This window comes from Alloalcanivorax marinus, assembly GCF_016906305.1.
GTDB lineage: Bacteria > Pseudomonadota > Gammaproteobacteria > Pseudomonadales > Alcanivoracaceae > Alloalcanivorax > Alloalcanivorax marinus.
Genome location: NZ_JADDOL010000014.1, coordinates 77252 through 96292 on the forward strand (window position 1 = coordinate 77252; position 19041 = coordinate 96292).

At 66.5% G+C, this 19041-nt stretch carries 16 protein-coding genes; 4 read left to right on the top strand and 12 right to left on the bottom strand.

What is annotated here, in order from left to right:
- Positions 1-12 precede the first annotated feature (12 nt).
- Entirely contained in the window at positions 13-465 is a 453-nt protein-coding gene (locus IM760_RS12705; RefSeq protein WP_204429838.1) for a PaaI family thioesterase, read from the bottom strand.
- Entirely contained in the window at positions 465-935 is a 471-nt protein-coding gene (locus IM760_RS12710; protein ID WP_228234384.1) for a PaaI family thioesterase, read from the bottom strand. Before IM760_RS12710 ends, IM760_RS12705 begins: the two co-directional genes overlap by 1 nt.
- Positions 936-1026: 91 nt before the next feature.
- Between IM760_RS12710 and IM760_RS12715 the strand changes: the two genes are divergently transcribed.
- Complete coding sequence (locus IM760_RS12715) at positions 1027-2163, top strand: alpha/beta fold hydrolase (RefSeq protein ID WP_204429840.1); 1137 nt, start codon at positions 1027-1029, stop codon at positions 2161-2163.
- On the opposite strand, the gene IM760_RS12720 is transcribed toward IM760_RS12715, so the two are convergent.
- Both IM760_RS12720 and IM760_RS12725 read right to left on the bottom strand, forming a co-directional pair.
- The gene (locus IM760_RS12720; protein WP_204429842.1) at positions 2160-2876 is read right to left on the bottom strand and encodes a hypothetical protein; all 717 of its coding nucleotides are present in this window, start codon (positions 2874-2876) and stop codon (positions 2160-2162) included. The two genes, IM760_RS12715 and IM760_RS12720, sit on opposite strands and share 4 nt — an antisense overlap.
- 88 nt (positions 2877-2964) lie before the next feature.
- Positions 2965-3747 (bottom strand): ParA family protein, encoded by a 783-nt coding sequence (locus IM760_RS12725; protein ID WP_204429844.1) that lies wholly within the window; start codon positions 3745-3747, stop codon positions 2965-2967.
- Positions 3748-4120: 373 nt separating this feature from the next.
- Here IM760_RS12725 and IM760_RS12730 point away from each other — a divergent pair, with 373 nt between their 5' ends.
- Entirely contained in the window at positions 4121-5464 is a 1344-nt protein-coding gene (locus tag IM760_RS12730; RefSeq protein ID WP_204429851.1) for a cytochrome P450, read from the top strand.
- 3 nt (positions 5465-5467) lie between these two features.
- On the opposite strand, the gene gorA is transcribed toward IM760_RS12730, so the two are convergent.
- The 3 genes from gorA to IM760_RS12745 all read right to left on the bottom strand — a co-directional run bounded on the left by gorA (position 5468) and on the right by IM760_RS12745 (position 9029).
- Positions 5468-6859 (bottom strand): glutathione-disulfide reductase, encoded by a 1392-nt coding sequence (gorA, locus tag IM760_RS12735; protein WP_204429853.1) that lies wholly within the window; start codon positions 6857-6859, stop codon positions 5468-5470.
- A 30-nt stretch (positions 6860-6889) separates the two neighbouring features.
- On the bottom strand, positions 6890-7369 hold the full coding sequence (locus IM760_RS12740) for a CBS domain-containing protein (RefSeq protein WP_204429862.1): 480 nt from the start codon (positions 7367-7369) through the stop codon (positions 6890-6892).
- 94 nt (positions 7370-7463) lie between these two features.
- The gene (locus IM760_RS12745; RefSeq protein WP_204429863.1) at positions 7464-9029 is read right to left on the bottom strand and encodes an FMN-binding glutamate synthase family protein; all 1566 of its coding nucleotides are present in this window, start codon (positions 9027-9029) and stop codon (positions 7464-7466) included.
- 200 nt (positions 9030-9229) lie between these two features.
- Here IM760_RS12745 and IM760_RS12750 point away from each other — a divergent pair, with 200 nt between their 5' ends.
- Positions 9230-9871, top strand: a complete 642-nt coding sequence (locus tag IM760_RS12750; RefSeq protein WP_204429865.1) for a lytic transglycosylase domain-containing protein — start codon at positions 9230-9232, stop codon at positions 9869-9871.
- A 21-nt stretch (positions 9872-9892) separates the two neighbouring features.
- Here IM760_RS12750 and IM760_RS12755 read toward each other — a convergent pair whose 3' ends face one another.
- Both IM760_RS12755 and ppsA read right to left on the bottom strand, forming a co-directional pair.
- Entirely contained in the window at positions 9893-10210 is a 318-nt protein-coding gene (locus IM760_RS12755; protein ID WP_204429868.1) for a Rieske (2Fe-2S) protein, read from the bottom strand.
- A 42-nt stretch (positions 10211-10252) separates the two neighbouring features.
- Positions 10253-12625: a phosphoenolpyruvate synthase gene (gene ppsA / locus IM760_RS12760; RefSeq protein ID WP_204429870.1), complete on the bottom strand. Its 2373-nt coding sequence runs from the start codon at positions 12623-12625 to the stop codon at positions 10253-10255.
- Between the two features lie 209 nt (positions 12626-12834).
- On the opposite strand from ppsA, the gene ppsR reads away from it, so the two are divergent.
- Positions 12835-13653, top strand: a complete 819-nt coding sequence (gene ppsR, locus IM760_RS12765; RefSeq protein WP_204429872.1) for a posphoenolpyruvate synthetase regulatory kinase/phosphorylase PpsR — start codon at positions 12835-12837, stop codon at positions 13651-13653.
- A gap of 7 nt (positions 13654-13660) precedes the next feature.
- On the opposite strand, the gene prpD is transcribed toward ppsR, so the two are convergent.
- From prpD to acnD, 3 genes are all read right to left on the bottom strand, one after another.
- Positions 13661-15145, bottom strand: a complete 1485-nt coding sequence (gene prpD, locus IM760_RS12770; RefSeq protein WP_204429874.1) for a 2-methylcitrate dehydratase — start codon at positions 15143-15145, stop codon at positions 13661-13663.
- 102 nt (positions 15146-15247) lie between these two features.
- Entirely contained in the window at positions 15248-16429 is a 1182-nt protein-coding gene (prpF, locus tag IM760_RS12775) for a 2-methylaconitate cis-trans isomerase PrpF (protein ID WP_204429876.1), read from the bottom strand.
- Between the two features lie 16 nt (positions 16430-16445).
- Positions 16446-19040 (bottom strand): Fe/S-dependent 2-methylisocitrate dehydratase AcnD, encoded by a 2595-nt coding sequence (acnD, locus tag IM760_RS12780; RefSeq protein WP_204429878.1) that lies wholly within the window; start codon positions 19038-19040, stop codon positions 16446-16448.
- Between the last annotated feature and the right edge of the window lies 1 nt (position 19041).

Here is a 19041-nt window from a genome sequence, read left to right on the forward strand (position 1 = left end):
CCAGGCCGCTGGTCAGTTGTTCTCTTCGGAGAGCAGAAAGTGGGCCCGGGCGATGGTGATGGGCTCTTCCCGGCGCTTCTGCCAGGCACTGATGTGCACGTTGGCGATGCGCCGGCCCAGGCGGGTAATGCGGCATTCGGCGAAGGTGTCCCGGAACAGGCCGGCGCGCAGGTAGTCGATGGTGAAATCGATGGTCTTGGGCACCTTGGGCTCGCCCATCTCCAGCAGGATGAAGATGATCGCCGCCTGTTCCATGAAGCCGGCCACGGCGCCGCCGTGCAGGGCCGGCAGCGTCGGGTTGCCGATGTTTTCCGGGTTCTTGGGCAGGACAAAAGTGAGCTCTTCCCCCTGCACCCGCAGCTCGATGCCCAGGAAGCGGGCATAGGGCACCCGGTCCATCAGGTCCTGGTAGTCCGCCTTGCCCTGGCGGCAGGCTTCGATCAGCGCTTTCAGGCTTTCCGTCATCAGGACACCACCCGGCCGTTCTTGTCGATTTTCATGCGTGTGTAGGTGGCCAGGGCGGTGGCCACCGGCTCACCCTCTTCCTTGCCCTCTTCCCAGGTCGTGAGCCGCACGAAGGTGACGTGCTCGGTGAGCCGGTAGCAGGTGGCGTGGCACACCACCGCCTTGCCCGGGGTGGGCGCGTGCAGATGGTCCACGCGGAAGTCGATGGTCGGCGTGATCTCGAAATTGGGGTACAGGCGGCAGCTGTTGGCCATGCCGCCGGCCTGGTCCATCATCGCGAAGATGGCGCCGCCGTGCAGCACCCCGGTGTCCGGGTTGCCGACCAGGTCCTCGCGCCAGGGCAGGCGCACGCGCACGCCCTCTTCCTCGGCACTGAGCACTTCCATGCCCAGGTTGCGGGAATGCTTTACCGTCTCCAGGGAGCGGTTGCAAACGTCCATTCGGGTGTAGGGGATCTTGGAATCCGTCACGGCGGCCAATGCTCCGTTATTGCGGGCACGGCAAGATTACCGCCTTGTCTGTACACCTTCAATTCCGTACCCGTTCAATTGGCGAGGATGCATGGCTTCACGCCCGTCCCTGAGACCGTCCCTGAGACAATCCGCCCGCGCGCTCGGCCACATGGTGGAGCGGCGCCGGCACCCGCAGCGTTTTATCCAGACCGACAAGACGCCCTGGGAAGAAATCCACCGCGACGGCATCATGGCCGTGCGTCACTACAGCCTGCCGCCCATGGCCAGCATCCCGGTGGGCGAGGAACAGGTGCCGGTGCGCCGCGACAAGCATCGGGTGCCGCTGATCCTGGTGCCGGCCCTGGGCATCCGCTGCTGGACCTTCGACCTGATGCCGAACCGCTCCATGGTCCGTTACCTGATGGCGCGCGGCCACGATGTCTATTTGATCGACTGGGGCCAGCCGTCCCAGGCCAACCGGGAGCTGAACCTGGACACCTACGTGAACCGCTGGCTGCCCGACGCGGTGGACGCGGTGCGCCGGGCCAGCGGCAGCGAGCGGGTCAACCTGCTCGGCTACTGCATGGGCGGTCTGCTCTGCCTGCTGTATCTGGGCGGCCATCCCCAGGCACCGGTGAACAGCCTGGCGACCATCGCCAGCCCGGTGAATTTCCACAAGAGCGGGCCGTTCGGCAAGGTGTTCAGCCTGGCGGCGATCCCCGCCATGAAAATTCACGACTGGTTCCAGTTCCGCCTGGAACCGCTGGACAGCAAGCTGTTCCACATTCCCGCCGACCTGCTGTCCTGGGGCTTCAAGCTCACCAATCCGCCGGGGCTGGTGCAGTCCTACATGGACCTGGTGCGCAACATCGGCGACCGGGACTATGTCACCGAATACATGACCATGGGACAGTGGTTCAACGACATGGTGGACTACCCCGGCGCGGTGGTGCGCGAGGTGATCGAGAAGATGATCCTGGGCAACAGCCTGGCCAGCGGTCGCGTCACCATCGGCGAGCGGCGGGTGGACTTCGGCCATGTGACCCAGGACCTGCTGGCGTTCGGTGGCGCCAGCGACCGTATCGTCAGCGTGCGCGCCGCCCGCGAGATCCTGAAGGTGGTGGGCAGCCGGGAGAAGCGCTTCGAAGTGGCGCCGGGCGGCCATGCCGGGGTGTTCGCCGGCAGCAAGGCGCCGGCGCAATGCTGGCGGGTGATCGCCGACTGGCTGGCGGACCGCTCTGATTAGTTGGTCGAGGCGATCGTCTCTTCCAGCTCGGCGCCGATCCGGTTGCTGTAGCGGTAGACCAGGAACGGCACCGCGTCGGCGCCAAACTTGACCAGCGAGCCGCGCACGAACTGCCACTTCACCCGGGTTTCCTTGAGCGCCGTGGCAAGGGCCGCCTCGCCTTTGTGGCGTGCCTGCACCTGATCGAGCCGCTGGTCGAAGGCGGCCAGCTCGGCGCGGAAGGCGTCCTCGGACTCCGCCTCGCCGGGCAGCCCGGCGTTGACCGCCACGATGGCGGTGTAGGCGGCGGTGACCGCCTGCAGCTGGGCCAGCAGCGCGTGCACGTCGTCGAAGTCGCTTTCCGTGGCGTCGTCCACCTCCGCCAGCCGCTCGGCCATGGCGATGGGCACCCGGTCGAAGCGCGCCGGCTCACGCTCCGGATCGGCATCAAAACCTTCCCACAGGCCGCGCAGGTCGGCCAGCCAGGGTGGTGCCTCGCCCTCCCCGTCGCTCTCCCCGTCCCAGGCGGCCAGGATGTCGTTCACCGCCGCCACCTTGTCGTCCAGAGCGGCCCGATAGGCCCGGTCGCCGTCCATCAGGCCGTACATGTGGAAGTTGGTGCGGATTTGCCAGAGCTCGCGCTCCAGGTCCCTCAGGCCGGCCCGTTCCACGGCCTGGCCGAGCAGGGGCAGCAACAACACGGCGAGCGCCGCGCTCCGTAGCAGTGTTCGCATAGGGTCCCTCTTGGCCACTCCGGCCCACATGAAAAAGCCCGCGCAAGATAGTACAAGCGGCGGGCTTTTACCAATCCGGCGAGCGCCTTCAGCGGGCGGCCAGTTCCCGGTACAGAGCCAGGTATTCCTCGGTGAGCTTGTGGCGCGGATTCCAGTTCACCAGCGGCGTGGCCTGCTCGTGGGACTCGCGCATGGCGACGCTGGCGGAGAGCCGGCTGGAGAGCATCGGCAACCCTTCTTCTTCCAGCGAGGCCACCAGCTCCTGGGGCAGCCGCGCCCGGGGCTGGAACTGGTTGACCACGATGCCTTCCAGTGTCAGATCCTCGTTGTGGTCCTCGCGCACTTCCTGGATGTTTTCCAGCAGGGTGTACAGAGCCTTGCGCGAGAAGGCGTCGCAGTCGAACGGGATCAGCACCCGGTCGGCGGCGATCAGCGCCGACAGGGTATAGAAGTTGAACGCCGGCGGCGTGTCCACGTAGATGGCGTCGAACTCCCGGCCCAGGCTCTTGAGCAGGCCACGCAGCTTGTAGATCTTGTGCTTGGATTCCAGCAGATGCTCCATTTCGCCCAGGCCGGCGTCGGAGGGCAGCAAATAGAGGTTCTCGAAACGGGTGGTGTGCACGTAGTCCCGGGGCGCCTTCTCCTTGAGCTTGAAGGACAGGGTCTGGGAGAAGAAAGTGCCGATGTTCGGGGTCGGGGCGCTGTCGTGGCCGTAGGCCTGCATGCCGAGCAGGTACTGGCTGGCGTTGCACTGCGGGTCCAGGTCCACCACCAGGGTCTTGCGACCGCCGGCGGCGCTGATCGCCGCCAGGTTCACGGTGATGCTGGATTTGCCCACGCCACCCTTACGATTGAACACCACTCTGCGCATGCACTCTCCTCCGTGTCTCAAGTTGGCCCGCGCGGATCGGACCGGCCGTCTGCGCAAAATCATACACACCGCCCCGCGCCGCTCCCAGGCCGGGGCGCCGCCGATCACGGCGATGGCGCAAGGCACCCGGTCCAGGGTTAGTCCACAGAAACTGTGGATAAGTGCGTGAACAATACGTTGAAGATCGTCTCCTCGCGGCGCGCCACGGGCCCTCGGCGCGGATTGTTCGTTCCGTGGCCACCGCGCGGTGCCTGGCCGTGAAATCGCCGGGTAAATGCACAATCGAAAGTCATCTACCCCCTCTTGCCGCCTCCAGCGACCCGGTTCACCATGCCGCTATACACGATGTTTACCTTTTTCAAGGAGCGACCCCATGAGCGCCGTCCCCCTCGCCCGGGTGCCTTCGGGCAGCCCGCTGAAACCGGTCCCCGGCGATCCCGGCTGGCCGCTGATCGGCAATACACTGAGCAGCATGCGCGACCCCATCGGTATGATGCGTGGACGCTACGATCGCTACGGGCCGGTGTCCTGGACCTCCCTGTTCGGGCTGCGCATGGTGCAGATGCTGGGACCGGACGCCAACCAGTTCGTGCTGCTCAACCGCGACAATCTGTTCTCCAACCACGGCGGCTGGGACTTCTTTATCGGCCCCTTCTTCCATCGCGGCATCATGCTGCTGGATTTCGAGGAGCACCGCTGGCACCGGCGCATCATGCAGCAGGCGTTCACCAAGCCGGCCCTGCAAGGCTATCTGGAGCGCATGGGGCCACGCATCGAGGACGGCCTGGCCACCTGGCCGGACGGGCCGGTCAGGGTCCTGCCCCGGGTCAAGCAACTGACCCTGGATCTGGCCACGGACGTGTTCATGGGCAGCGAGCTGGGGCCCCGCGCCGAGCGCATCAACCGGGCCTTCGTGGACACCGTGCGCGCCGGCACCGCCCTGCTGCGTTTCCCGGTGCCCGGCCTGCGCTGGTCGCGCGGGCTGCGCGGCCGGCGCGTGCTGGAGACCCTGTTCCGGGAGGCGATCCCGGCCAGGCGGGCCCGCCCGGGCAATGATCTGTTCAGCGCACTCTGCCTGGCCACCACCGAGGACGGCGAGCGTTTCTCCGACGAGGACGTGGTCAACCACATGATCTTCCTGATGATGGCCGCCCACGACACCACCACCATCACCCTCTCCAACCTGTTCTATCAGCTGGCGCGCCACCCGGAGTGGCAGGAGCGTTTGCGAGAGGAGAGCCGGGCTCTGGATAAGGAACGGCTGGATTTCGAGGATCTGGAAGCGCTGGGCGGCATCACCCTGGCGATGAAGGAAGCGCTGCGCCTGTGCGCGCCGGTGCCCTCGCTGCCCCGCCGCACGGTGCGCGACGTGGAGTACCAGGGCTACTACATTCCCAGCGGCACCTTCCTTACCGTGGTGCCCTACTTCACCCATTCCATGGAAGAGTACTGGCCGGACCCGGAGCGTTTCGACCCGGAGCGCTTCAGCGACCAGCGCCGGGAAGACAAGGTGCACCCGTTCGCCTGGGTGCCGTTCGGAGGCGGCGCGCACAAGTGCATCGGCCTGCATTTCGCGGACATGCAGGTGAAGGCGATCCTGCATCAAATTCTGCGGCGCTGGCGCTGGTCGGTGCCCGCCGGCTACGAAATGCCGGTGGACACCACCAGTCTGCCGGTGCCGAAGGATGGCCTGCCGGTAACGTTGACGCCGCTGTAGCCGTTATTCGCCGGACTGGGTGTCCGCCGGCACGATTTCCGCCTGGCGCAGGGTCACCACCTCCTCGGCGGAGGTGGGGTGGATGCCGATGGTGGCGTCGAAGTCCGCCTTGGTGGCGCCCATGCGGATCGCCACCGCGAACCCCTGGGTGATCTCCGCCGCTTCCTCGCCGGCCAGGTGCAGGCCCACCACCCGGTCGCTGGCATCGTCGACGATCAGCTTGATCAGCGTTCTCTCCTGGATGTCACCCAGGGAGTAGCGCATGGGCCGGAAGCTGGATCGGTAAACGCGCAGGGTGCCGAAGCGCTCCAGCGCCTCCTCCTCGGTGAGCCCCACGGTGCCGATATTGGGCGTGCCAAACACGGCGGTGGGAATATTCCGGTAGTCCAGCGGGCCCGCCGGTTTCTGCTCGGCGAACAGGTGCGCCGCCAGCCACATGCCCTCGGCCAGGGCCACCGGGGTCAACGGCACCCGGTCGATCACGTCGCCCAACGCGTGGACGCTTTTCATGGTCGTCTGGAAGTAGTCATCCACCCGCAACGCCCCGTTGTCGTTCAGCGCCGGGGTCTGGCCGTCGGCGAACAGGCCTTCCAGGTTGGCGTCGCGGCCGGTGGCGTAGAAGACCTCGTCGACGATCAGCTCGCCACCGCCCTTCAGGCTCAGGCTGCGTGAGCCGTCCGGGCGCGCCTCCACGGCGTCCACGTCGGTGTTGAAGTGCAGGTGCACGCCCTTGGCCGCCATGTGCTCGGCGACGAAGGCGCGAATGTCATGGTCAAAGCCGCGCAGGAACAGCTCGCGGCGATAAAGCTGGTGCACGGTGACGCCGAAACCATTGAGGATGGAGGCGAACTCGCTGGCGATGTAGCCGCCGCCCACCACCGCCACGGTCTTCGGCAGCGCCTCCAGATAGAACAGATCGTCGGAAATGCGCACATGCTCCTTGCCGGGAATGTCCGGCACGAAGGGCTTGCCGCCGGTGGCGATCAGGATGTGCTCGGCGGTCAGCGTCCGTTCGCCGTCCACGCTGACCCGGCCCGGCCCTTCCACGCGGCCGTGGCCCTCGAAGATGGTGACGCCGGCCTGATCCAGAATGCGGCGGTAGATGCCGTTGAGCCGTTCGATCTCGCGGCTCTTGTTGTCGCGCAGGGTGGCCCAGTCAAAGCGCCAATCGCCCAGCCGATAGCCGTAGTCCGCGGCCAGTTCCAGGTCTCCGGCGAAGCCGGCGCCGTAGGCGAACAGCTTCTTCGGCACGCAGCCCACATTGACGCAGGTGCCGCCGAAAAAGCGCTCTTCGATGATCGCCACCCGGGCGCCGTGGCCGGCGGCGGTGCGCGCCGCCCGCACACCGCCGGAACCGGCACCGATTACCACCAGATCGAACTGTTCCTCGGACACGGCTTGTCTTCTCCTTTATTTCGGTCGGGTTCAGGGGTCGCGGGCCGGGGTGATCGGGTCGCTGGCCGGGAAGGTTTCCTCCACCGCCTCGTCGACCCGGTTGCCGGCGCCGTCCACGTCGTTGGCGGCGGTGGCGCCGGCCCTCGCCTGCAAGTCCCCGGCGGACACGATGCCCACCAGGTGCCGTTGGTGGTCGAGCACCGGCATGCGCAGCACGCCCAGGCGGGCCATGCTGCGGGCCACATGGCCGCATTCCTCATCGTCAAAGCAATACCGCACCGTACGGGTCATGGCGTCCCGCACCCGCACGTCCGCCGCGGAATGGCCGGGCACCAGCACCCGCAACACGATATCGCGGTCGGTGAGCATGCCCATCAGACGGTCGTCACCGCTGAGCACCGGCAAGGCACCCACGTCACGGGACGCCATGCGGGTGGCCGCTTCGCTGACCGTGCAGCCGCCTTGAACGGTTTCGACCACGGGGGTCATCACTTCCTTTACTTGCATCATGTCTCTCCTGCTCCATGGAAAAGGTCGGCCCCTTCCTGGGGCCGGTGTCGCCAGGATACGTTTCCATCCCGGCCCGCGACAACGGCCGCGTCGATCAGGCGCCCACCCGGAAACGGGCCAGCGGCGCGTGCAGGCTGGGCCGGCCCTGGCGCAGGTACAGCCCCGGCTCAATGGGCGGCCACAGCTCTTCCAGCGGCAGGGAATCGCCGTTGGCGTTGACCATGCGGGCATGATGGCGGCGCAACTGGCGCGGCTCCCCCACCCCGCAGGCGTGGGCGATGGTTTCCACTTCCTTGACCAGGTTGGCGTGAAAATGCGCCACCCGCCGGCCCTTTTCGGCGGGCACCAGCCCGCGCTGCAGACGCGGGTTGTGGGTGGTGACGCCGGTGGGACAGGTGTTGCGGTTGCACTGCATGGCCTGGATGCAGCCCAGCGCGAACATGTAGCCCCGGGCGGACACGCAGAAATCGGCGCCCATGGCGATGGCCCAGGCCACCATGGACGGGGTGATCAGCTTGCCGGAGGCGATCACCCGGATGCGTTCCTGCAGGCCGAAGCCGTCGCGCAGGTCCACCACCAGCGGCAGCGACTCGGCCAGATTCAGGCCCACGTCGTCCATCAGCGACATGGGCGCGGCGCCGGTGCCGCCTTCGCCGCTGTCCACGGTGATAAAGTCCGGCGCGCTGTCCAGGCCGCGCTCGTGGATCGCCACGAACAGGTCCTCCAGCCACTGCCAGGAACCGATCACGGTCTTGATGCCGGTGGGCTTGCCGGTGACCTCGCGAACCCGGGCAATCAGGTCCAGCAGGTCGTCGGCGCCGCGCACGCCGGGCTGGCCGTTGGGGCTCACCGACGGCTGGCCCACCGGAATGCCGCGAATGCGGGCGATCTCCGGCGTCACCTTCTCGGCGGGCAGAATGCCGCCCTTGCCGGGCTTGGCGCCCTGGCTGAGCTTGATCTCGAACATCTTCACCTGGGGCAAGGCCGCCAGTTCCGCCAGCCGGTCGTCGCTGAGGTTGCCGTCGGCGTCGCGCACGCCGTAATAGGCGGTGCCGATCTGGAACACCACGTCGCCGCCGCCCTCCAGATGCATTTCGGTGAGACCGCCTTCGCCGGTGTTCAGCCAGCAGCCGGCGTGGCCGGCGCCCCGGGACAGAGCGCGCACCGCCGGCCGCGACAGCGCGCCGAAGCTCATCCCGGAAATATTGTGGAAGCTGCGCGCCACGTAGGGTTGCCGGGCGTGGGGCCCGATCATCAGCGGCAGGGTCTGGGCGGCGTCCTTTTCCAGGGTCGGATACGGCGTATTGAGAAAGATCACCCGGCCCGGCGCGTTCTGCTTGGTGGTACCGAACGCCACCGTATTGCTCAGGTCCTTGGCGGCGCGGTACACCCAGCTGCGCTGGGCCCGGTTGAACGGCAGCTCTTCCCGATCCATGGCGAAAAAGTACTGGCGGAAGAACTCGCCCAGGTGCTCGAAGAAGTAGCGGAACCGGCCGATCAGGGGGTAGTTGCGGCGGATGGCGTGGGACTTCTGCAGATAGCGGTCCTGGATCCACAGCACCACGGCGGTCACCGTCAGCGCGAACAACATCAACAGCAACCCGAACGCCAACCAGGTAGACAGATTCACCACCCAGGCGTGCAACCGATCCGACAGCATGCGTCCTCCTTAATCCTGCGGGCATGCTACCACTTTAACGGCGTCCCGGCGGCAGCGGAGGGTGAAGGGCGGCGGCCCGGGACGTAAAACCTGCTCACCCGAAACACTGAGACCCGGTCGCGATAACTGATACGAGACACCTAGCCCCACCCCGGTGACTGTGGTATCAAGACGGTTCGGAATCGGGCTGGACAATGATAATGACGATCACGGGGGTGATCGGCCCGGCGCGGGGACTGCTGCTGGCCGGGCTGGCACTGGGGCTGTCCGCGCACGTGGGGGCCGACAATATCTACAAATACCGGGGGGCGAACGGGGAAATCCTGTACACCGACCAGCCCCAGGACCGGGTTTCGGCCGGTTACACCCTGCTGTCGGTGCGCAAGGGCTGGAGCTATCGGCCCCAGCCGCTGTCCGAATTCCAGCGCAACCGCTACGACACCCTGATCCTGGCCAACGCCGGCCAGTTCGAGGTGGAACCGGCCCTGGTCAAGGCGGTGATTCACGCCGAGTCCCTGTTCGACCGTTACGCCGTGTCCCGGGTGGGTGCCCAGGGTCTGATGCAGCTGATGCCGGGCACCGCCGATTACCTGGACGTGACCAATCCCTTCGACGCCGCCGACAACATCCGGGGCGGCACCCGCTTCCTGGCCTATCTGCAGGACCGTTTCCCCTCCCTGGAGCAGGTGCTGGCCGCCTACAACGCCGGCGAGGGCAACGTGCGACGTTACGGCGGCATTCCGCCGTTCCCGGAGACCCGGGCCTATGTTCAGAAGGTCAAGGAACTGCGCTTGCGCTACCAGTTGGAGATGGCCGCGCCGGAGGCGGTGGCCAGCCGCTGACCCGGGCCCGCCCGGTGGCGGTCAGTGGCCGCCGGCGGGATCCAGCGACACGCCCAGCCAGGGGCCGTCGAATTCCAGGGGATAATGCCGCAGGCAGAACGCCGGGTTGTCCGGACAGCGGCCGTTGCGCAGCGAGAATGTCAGGCCGTGGCCGGGGCAGCGCAGCACCCCGTCGTGAAGCGTGCCGCGCTCCAGGGGGAAGTCCCCGTGGGGGCAGCGTCGCTGTACCAGCCAGGTTTCCCCTTCCTCATGGACGAGCAGCAGTTCGTGGCGGCCAATGGTGACCGGCAGGCGCAGGCCGTCGTAGAGGTCGAGGGTGCGGATCAGACGATGGAACATGGCGCTGACAAAAAAGCCCGGCGAACGCCGGGCTTTTTTTCCTCAGTGACCGTGCTTCTCGGCCAGATAGAACCAGGTGCCGAGCACCGAATCCGGGTTCAGGGACACGGAGTCGATGCCCTGCTCCATCAGCCACTTGGCCAGATCCGGATGGTCGGACGGCCCCTGGCCGCAGATGCCCACGTACTTCTTGCGGGCGTTGCAGGCGTCGATGGCCATCTTCAGCAGCGCCTTCACCGCCGGGTCCCGCTCATCGAACAGGTGGCTGATGATGCCGGAGTCCCGGTCCAGGCCCAGGGTCAGCTGGGTCAGGTCGTTGGAGCCGATGGAGAAGCCGTCGAAGTGCTTGAGGAACTCGTCGGCCAGCAGCGCGTTGGTGGGCAGCTCGCACATCATGATCACGCGCAGGCCGTTTTCGCCACGCTTCAGGCCGTTCTTGGCCAGCAGATCGATGACCTGCTCCGCTTCACCGGTGGTGCGCACGAAGGGCACCATGATTTCCACGTTGGTGAAGGCCATTTCATCGCGTACTTTCTTGAGCGCCCGGCATTCCAGCTCGAAGCAGTCGCGGAAGTTTTCGCTGATGTAACGGCTGGCGCCACGGAAGCCCAGCATCGGGTTTTCTTCGTCCGGCTCGTAGAGGCTGCCGCCGATCAGGTTGGCGTACTCGTTGGACTTGAAGTCGGACAGCCGCACGATCACTTTCTCCGGGAAGAAGGCGGCGGCCAGGGTGGAAATCCCCTCCACCAGTTTCTCCACGTAGAAGTCCACCGGATCGTCGTAGCCGGCGATGCGCTTGTCCGCCGCCTGCTGCACGTCGCGGGGCAGCTTGTCGTAGTTGAGCAGCGCCTTGGGGTGCACGCCGATCATGCGGTTGATGATGAACTCCAGGCGCGCCAGGCCCACGCCCTGGTTGGGCAGGGTGGCGAAATCGAAGGCCCGGTCCGGGTTGCCCACGTTCATCATGATCTTGAACGGCAGCTTGGGCATGGACTCGATGGAGTTGCGCTGGATGTCGAATTCCAGCTTGCCCTCGTAGATGTTGCCGGTGTCGCCCTCGGCGCAGGACACGGTCACTTCCTGGCCGTCGCTGAGCAGCTCGGTGGCGTCGCCACAGCCGACGATGGCCGGCACGCCCAGTTCACGGGCGATGATCGCCGCGTGGCAGGTGCGGCCGCCGCGGTTGGTGACGATGGCGGAGGCGCGCTTCATCACCGGTTCCCAGTCCGGGTCGGTCATGTCGGTGACCAGCACGTCGCCGGGCTGCACCCGGTCCATTTCCTTGATGCTGGAAACGATGCGCACCGGGCCGGCGCCGATGCGCTGACCGATGGCGCGGCCTTCCACCAGCACCTTGCCGGTCTGCTTGAGCAGGTAGCGCTCCATCACGGAGGCGTCGGAGCGGCTCTTCACCGTCTCCGGGCGGGCCTGCACGATGAACAGCTTGTTGGAGTCGCCGTCCAGCGCCCACTCGATGTCCATCGGCATGCCGTAGTGTTTTTCGATCTCGATGGCCTGGCGGGACAGGCTCTCCACCTGCTCGTCGGTGAGACAGAAACGCAGGCGGTCGGCCTGGGCCACGTCCACGGTCTGCACCGACTTACCGGCGCTGGCTTCGCTGCCGTAGACCATTTTCTGCAGCTTGCTGCCCAGGTTGCGGCGCAGAATGGAGGGCTTCTTGTTGAGCAGGGTCTTCTTGTGAACGTAGAACTCGTCCGGGTTCACGGCGCCCTGCACCACCATTTCACCGAGGCCGTAGGAGGCGGTGATGAACACCACGTCGCGGAAGCCGGATTCGGTGTCCAGGGTGAACATCACGCCGGCGGCGCCGGTCTCGGAGCGCACCATCTGCTGCACGCCGGCGGACAGTGCCACCAGCTTGTGGTCGAAGCCCTGGTGCACGCGGTAGCTGATGGCGCGGTCGTTGAACAGGGAGGCGAACACTTCCTTCACGGCCACCATCACATGGTCCAGGCCGCGAATGTTGAGGAAGGTTTCCTGCTGGCCGGCGAAGGACGCGTCCGGCAGGTCCTCGGCGGTGGCGGAGGAACGCACCGCCACCGGCAGTTCCGCGTTGCCCTCGCCCATCTGCTCGTAGGCGTCACGAATGGCGGCTTCCAGTTCCGGCTGGAACGGCGCGTCCACCACCCATTTGCGAATTTTCTCGCCGGTTTCCGCCAGGGCCACCACGTCTTCCACATCCAGCGCGCTCAGGGCGTCGTTGATCCGGGTGGTCAGATCGTTGTGCTCGAGGAAATCGCGGAACGCCTGCGCGGTGGTCGCGAACCCGCCCGGCACCGACACGCCGGCCGCCGCCAGGTTGCTGATCATCTCGCCAAGGGAGGCATTTTTGCCGCCGACGCGTTCCACGTCGTCCTTGCCCAGATCCTGAAACCAGACTACGTACTCCGCCAAGGGTCGTCTCCTTAAGTGTTGCTGGCCGTGGAACCCGGGAACGGTGTTGTGCACCGTGTTTCGGCGGTTCCCGGCTTTACCGGAATGAATCGAGGCGCCATTCTACCCAAAACCACGGCGCTTTGCCCGCCCGTATTGGCGAAACTGTAACGACGTTTGTTGAACCGCGGCGCGGCCTCGCCCTCGTGCCGCCGAGGAGCCTCAAGTCCATGAAAAGAACCGCTTTTTTCGTTTCCGACGGGACCGGTATTACCGCCGAGACGATCGGCCACAGTCTGCTCAGTCAATTCGGCAGTATAGAATTTGACCAGGTCACGATTCCCTATGTGCAGTCCGACGCGCTGGCCCACGAGGCGGTCAATCGCATCAACCGCGCCGCCGAGGACGACGGCGCCAAGCCGGTGGTGTTCTCCACCCTGGTGGACGGCCCGCAGCGTCAGATCCTGCATACCTGCAACGGCAAGGTGCTGGATCTGTTCACCGCCTTCCAGAAACCCCTGGAGGACGAGCTGGGCGTGTCCGCCAACCACAAGATCGGCCAGACCCACGCGATCCGCGACCAGCAGGCCTACCGGATCCGCATCAACGCGGTGCACTTCGCCCTCGACAACGACGACGGCGCCCGCACCCGGGCCTACGATCAGGCGGACCTGATCCTGGTGGGGGTTTCCCGCTCGGGCAAGACGCCCACCTGCCTCTATCTGGCGCTGCAGTTCGGCCTGTTCACCGCCAACTACCCGCTCACCGAGGACGACTTCGACGACCTGCGCCTGCCCGACGCCCTGGCGCCGCACCGTCACAAGCTGTTCGGTCTGACCATCAACGCGGACCGGCTCAGCGCCATCCGCAGCGAGCGCAAGGCCGGCAGCCGTTACGCCTCGCCGCGCCAGTGCGACATGGAAGTGCGCGCCCTGCAGGCGCTGTACAACAAGTTCAACATTCCCCACCTGGACGCCACCGAACTGTCCATCGAGGAAATCAGCACCCGCATTCTCGCCATGACCGGTCTGCAGCGGCGGCTGCAGTAGGCGGGGCTTAAATCACGAATCCTTCCATGAACTCGTTGACCGGCGTGGTCTCCAGCCGGTCCGCGTCGGCGCACAGCTCGAACAACGCCCGGGCCCGGCCCGCCGGGAAGCGGGTGGCCAGGTTGCGGCGGAATTTTTCCTCCAGCAGCGGAACGCCCTCCTCCCGCCGGCGCCGGTGGCCGATGGGGTATTCCACCGCCACCTTGTCGGTGTGCCCGCCGTCGCGGAAAAACACCTGCACGGCGTTGGCGATGGAGCGCTTGTCCGGGTCGTGGTAATCCCGGGAATAGTCCGGATCCTCCACCACCTCCATCTTTCCGCGCAGCTGGTCGATCAGCGGGTGCGCTTCGTGGAAGGCGTCCTCGTAATGCTCCGCGGTCAGGTCCCCGTACAGCAACGGCACCGCCGTCATGTACTGCAGGCAGTGGTCGCGGTCCGCCGGGTTCGACAGCGGGCCTTCCTTGGAGATGATGCGGATGGCGGAATCGTGGGTGGTGAGCACGATCCGGTCGATCTCCTCAATGCGATCACGGACCTGGGGATGCAGCCGCACCGCCGCCTCGCAGGCGGTCTGGGCGTGGAATTCCGCCGGGAAGCTGATCTTGAACAGAATGTTTTCCATCACGTAGCTGCCGAATTCCCGTTGAAAACGGAAGCGGCGCTCGCTCTCCGGCTTGAGCTTCTGGTCCTTGTTGGTCTTGGCGAACAGCACATCGTAGAAGCCCCACTGCGGCGCGCTGAGCGCCCCGGGGATGCCCATCTCGCCGCGCAGAGCAATGTCCGCCAGGCGCACCGCCCGGCTGGTGGCATCGCCGGCGGCCCAGGATTTGCGTGAGCCCGCGTTGGGCGCGTGCCGGTAGGTGCGCAGCGCCTGACCGTCCACCCAGGCATGGGAGACGGCGGACAGCAGCTGCTCCCGGTCGGCGCCCATCATTCTGGCCGCCACGGCGGTGGACGCCACCTTGACCAGCAGCACATGGTCGAGCCCCACCCGGTTGAAGGAATTCTCCAGGGCCAGCACGCCCTGGATTTCGTGGGCCATGACCATGGCCTCGAGCACGTCCTTCATTACCAGCGGCGCGCGGCCGTTGGCGAGCTGTTTCTGGGACAGATGGTCGGCCACCGCCAGGATCGCGCCGAGGTTGTCCGACGGGTGGCCCCACTCCGCCGCCAGCCAGGTGTCGTTGTAATCCAGCCAGCGCACGATGCAGCCGATGTCCCAGGCCGCCTTCACCGGGTCCAGCCGGTGTGGCGTGCCCGGTACCCGGGCGCCGTGGGGCACCACCGTGCCCTCCACCAGTGGCCCCAGGTGCTTGGTGCACTCGGGGAACCGCAACGCCAGCAGCCCGCAGCCCAGGGTATCCATCAGACAATGGCGGGCGGTGCGCCAGGCCTCCGGGGACGTCACCCGATAGTCGAGCACGTAGTCGACGATGGCCTGGATTTCCGGATCGTAATCCGGGCGTTGGTTCTGCTCCACGTTGCCGGTCATGGTGCCTCCTTGACGATGTGTTCGGTTGGCGGCGGAGCTATCGCGGCTAAAGTCGCTCCTACGTGAATTGCAGGCGCGACTTCAGTCGCGATCCGGCGGTGCTTACGACAGCACGTCGCCGGGCACGCGCACCCAGCCTTCCATCAACACCCGGGCACTGCGGCTCATGGTCGCCTTGGTCACCACCCAGCCGTCACCTTCCCGGCGGGCCTCGCCGCCCACCTTGAGGGTGCCGGAGGGGTGGCCGAAGCGCACCGCGTTGCGTTCACCGCCGCCGGCCGCCTCGCTCACCAGGGTGCCCGGAATCGCGGCGGCGGTGCCGATGGCCACCGCCGCCGTGCCCATCATGGCATGGTGCAGCTTGCCCATCGACAGGGCCCGCACCAGCAGATCGATGTCCCCGGCGGCCACGGTTTTGCCGCTGGACGCGGTGTAGGCCGCCGGCGGCGCCACGAACGCCACCTTCGGGGTGTGCTGGCGCTGTTCCGCTTCCTCCAGGGACTGAATCAGGCCCATGCGCAGGGCGCCGTGGGCGCGGATCGTTTCAAAGCGGGCCAGGGCCCGGGCGTCCTCGTTGATGTCGCCCTGCAGCTCGGTGCCGGTGTAGCCGATGTCCGCCGCGTTGACGAACACGGTGGGGATGCCGGCATTGATCATGGTCGCCTTGAGGGTGCCGATGCCCGGTACCTCCAGGTCGTCCACCGGATTGCCGGTGGGGAACAGAGCGCCCTCCCCGTCCGCCGGATCCAGGAACTCGATCCGGACCTCGGCGGCGGGAAAGGTGACGCCGTCCAGCTCGAAGTCGCCGGTTTCCTGGACCTGACCGTCGGTGATCGGGATGCGGGCGATGATGGTCTTCTCGATATTGGCCTGCCAGATGCGGATTTCCGCCTCGCCGTTATCCGGCACCCGGGCCGGGTCCACCAGCCCGTTGCTGATGGCGAAAGCCCCCACCGCGGCGGTCAGGTTGCCGCAGTTGCCGCTCCAGTCGATGAACGGCTTGTCGATGGACACCTGGCCGAACAGATAATCCACGTCGTGGCCTTCGCGGGCGCTGGCGGACAGAATCACCGTCTTGCTGGTGCTGGAGGTGGCGCCGCCCATGCCGTCGGTGTGCTTGCCGTAGGGGTCCGGGCTGCCGATCACCCGCAGCAACAGCCGGTCCCGGGCGGCGCCGGGCACCCGGGCGGCTTCCGGCAGATCGTCGAGCCGGAAGAACACGCCCTTGCTGGTGCCGCCACGCATATAGGTGGCGGGGATGCGGATTTGTGGTGCGTGGCTCATGGTTGTCTCGCTCGCTTCAGGCCGCGGAATCCGCCATGAATTCCTTGGCGAATTTCTGCAGGATGCCGCCGGCGGAATACACCGACACTTCCTCGGCGGTGTCCAGGCGGCAGATCACCGGCACCCGTTCCACCTCGCCGTTGGCGCGATGCACCACCAGGGTCAGGGTGGCGCGCGGGGCCGGCTCGCCTTCCACGTCGTAGACCTCGGTGCCGTCCAGGCCCAGGGTCTTGCGGGTGGTGCCGTCCTGGAACTGCAGGGGCATCACGCCCATGCCGATCAGGTTGGTGCGGTGGATGCGCTCGAAGCCTTCGGCGACGATCGCTTCCACCCCGGCCAGCGCCACGCCCTTGGCCGCCCAGTCCCGGGACGAGCCCTGGCCGTAGTCGGCGCCGGCGATGATGATCAGCGGCTGCTTGCGCTGCATGTAGGTTTCGATGGCTTCCCACATGCGCATCACCTCGCCGTCCGGTTCCACCCGCGCCAGGGAGCCCTGGATCACCTCGCCGTTCTCGTCCCGCACCATTTCGTTGAACAGCTTGGGATTGGCCAGGGTGGCCCGCTGGGCGGTCAGGTGGTCGCCGCGATGGGTGGCGTAGGAGTTAAAGTCCTCCTCCGGCAGCCCCATCTTGTGCAGGTAGGCGCCGGCGGCGCTGTCCAGCAGGATGGCGTTGGACGGCGACAGGTGGTCGGTGGTGATGTTGTCCGGCAGCACCGCCAGGGGCCGCATGCCCTTGAGCGCGCGCGCCTCGGCCATGGTGCCTTCCCAGTACGGCGGACGGCGGATGTAGGTGCTTTGCGGGCGCCAGTCATAGAGCGGACTGGCGGCGCGCTCGTCGCCGCCTTTCTTTTCGAACATGGGAATGTAGGTGGCGCGGAACTGATCCGGCTTGACGCTGGCCTTGACGATGGCATCGATCTCGCCGTCGTCGGGCCAGATGTCCTTGAGGTAAACCGGCCGGCCGTCCGGGTCGTGGCCGAGCGCGTCCTTCTCGATGTCGAAGCGGATGGTCCCGGCGATGGCATAGGCCACCACCAGCGGCGGCGAGGCCAGGAACGCCTGCTTGGCGTAGGGATGAATGCGGCCGTCGAAGTTACGGTTACCGGACAGCACCGCGGTGGCATACAGATCGCGGTCGATCACTTCCTGCTGGATCTTCGGATCCAGGGCACCGCTCATGCCGTTGCAGGTGGTGCAGGCGAACGCCACCACGTCGAAGCCCAGGGTTTGCAGCTCGGGCAGCAAATTGGCCGCTTCCAGATACATCTTCACGGTCTTGGAGCCCGGCGCCAGGGAAGACTTCACCCAGGGCTTGCGGAACAGACCGAGCCGGTTGGCGTTCCGCGCGATCAGACCGGCGGCGATCATATTGCGCGGGTTGCTGGTGTTGGTGCAGGAGGTGATGGCGGCGATGATCACCGCCCCGTCGGGCATTTCGCCTTCTTTCTCCTGCCATTCGCCGGCCACGCCCCGGTTGCGCAGCTCCGACACCGGCAGCAGCGCATGGGGGTTGGACGGGCCGGCCAGGTTGCGGCCGACGCTGGACAGGTCGAAGGTCAGCACCCGCTCGTACTCGGCGTCCTTCAGGTCGTCCGCCCACAGGCCGGTTTCCCGGGCGAACGCTTCCACCAGCGCCACCTGCTCGTCGTCACGGCCGGTGAGTTTCAGGTAATCGATGGTCTGGCCGTCGATAAAAAACATGCCGGCGGTGGCGCCGTATTCCGGCGTCATGTTGGCGATGGTGGCGCGGTCGCCCACGGACAGGCTGTCGGCGCCCTCGCCGTAGAATTCCAGGTAGGCACCCACCACCCGCTCGCGGCGCAGGAACTCGGTGATCGCCAGCACCATGTCGGTGCCGGTGATGCCCGGTTGCAGCTTGCCGGTGAGTTCCACGCCGACGATGTCGGGCAGACGCATCATGGACGGGTTGCCGAGCATCACGTTCTCGGCTTCCAGGCCGCCCACGCCCACGGAAATCACGCCCAGGGCGTCGACCATGGGGGTGTGGCTGTCGGTGCCCACGCAGGTGTCCGGAAACGCGACGCCGTCCTTGACCTGCACCACCGGCGACATCTTCTCCAGGTTGATCTGGTGCATGATGCCGTTGCCCGGCGGAATCACGTCCACGTTGTCGAAGGCGGTCTTGGTCCAGTTGATGAAGTGGAAGCGGTCCTCGTTGCGCCGCTCCTCCACCGCCCGGTTCTTCTCGAAGGCGCCCTCCTCGAAGCCCGGGTGTTCCACTGCCAGCGAGTGGTCGACGATCAGCTGGGTGGGCACCACCGGGTTGACCTGGGACGGGTCCCCGCCCTTCTCGGCGATGGCATCGCGCAGACCGGCCAGGTCCACCAGGGCGGTCTGGCCGAGGATGTCGTGGCACACCACCCGCGCCGGGTACCAGGGAAAGTCCAGGTCGCGCTTGCGCTCGATCAGCTGCTTGAGCGAATCGGTGAGCGCCGCCGGCTCGCAGCGGCGCACCAGTTGCTCGGCGAGAATGCGCGAGGTGTACGGCAGCTTGGCGTAGGCACCGGGCTGGATCGCCTCCACCGCCGCGCGGGTGTCGAAGTAATCCAGATCGGTGCCGGGAAGGCGTTTGCGGTATTCGCTGTTCATC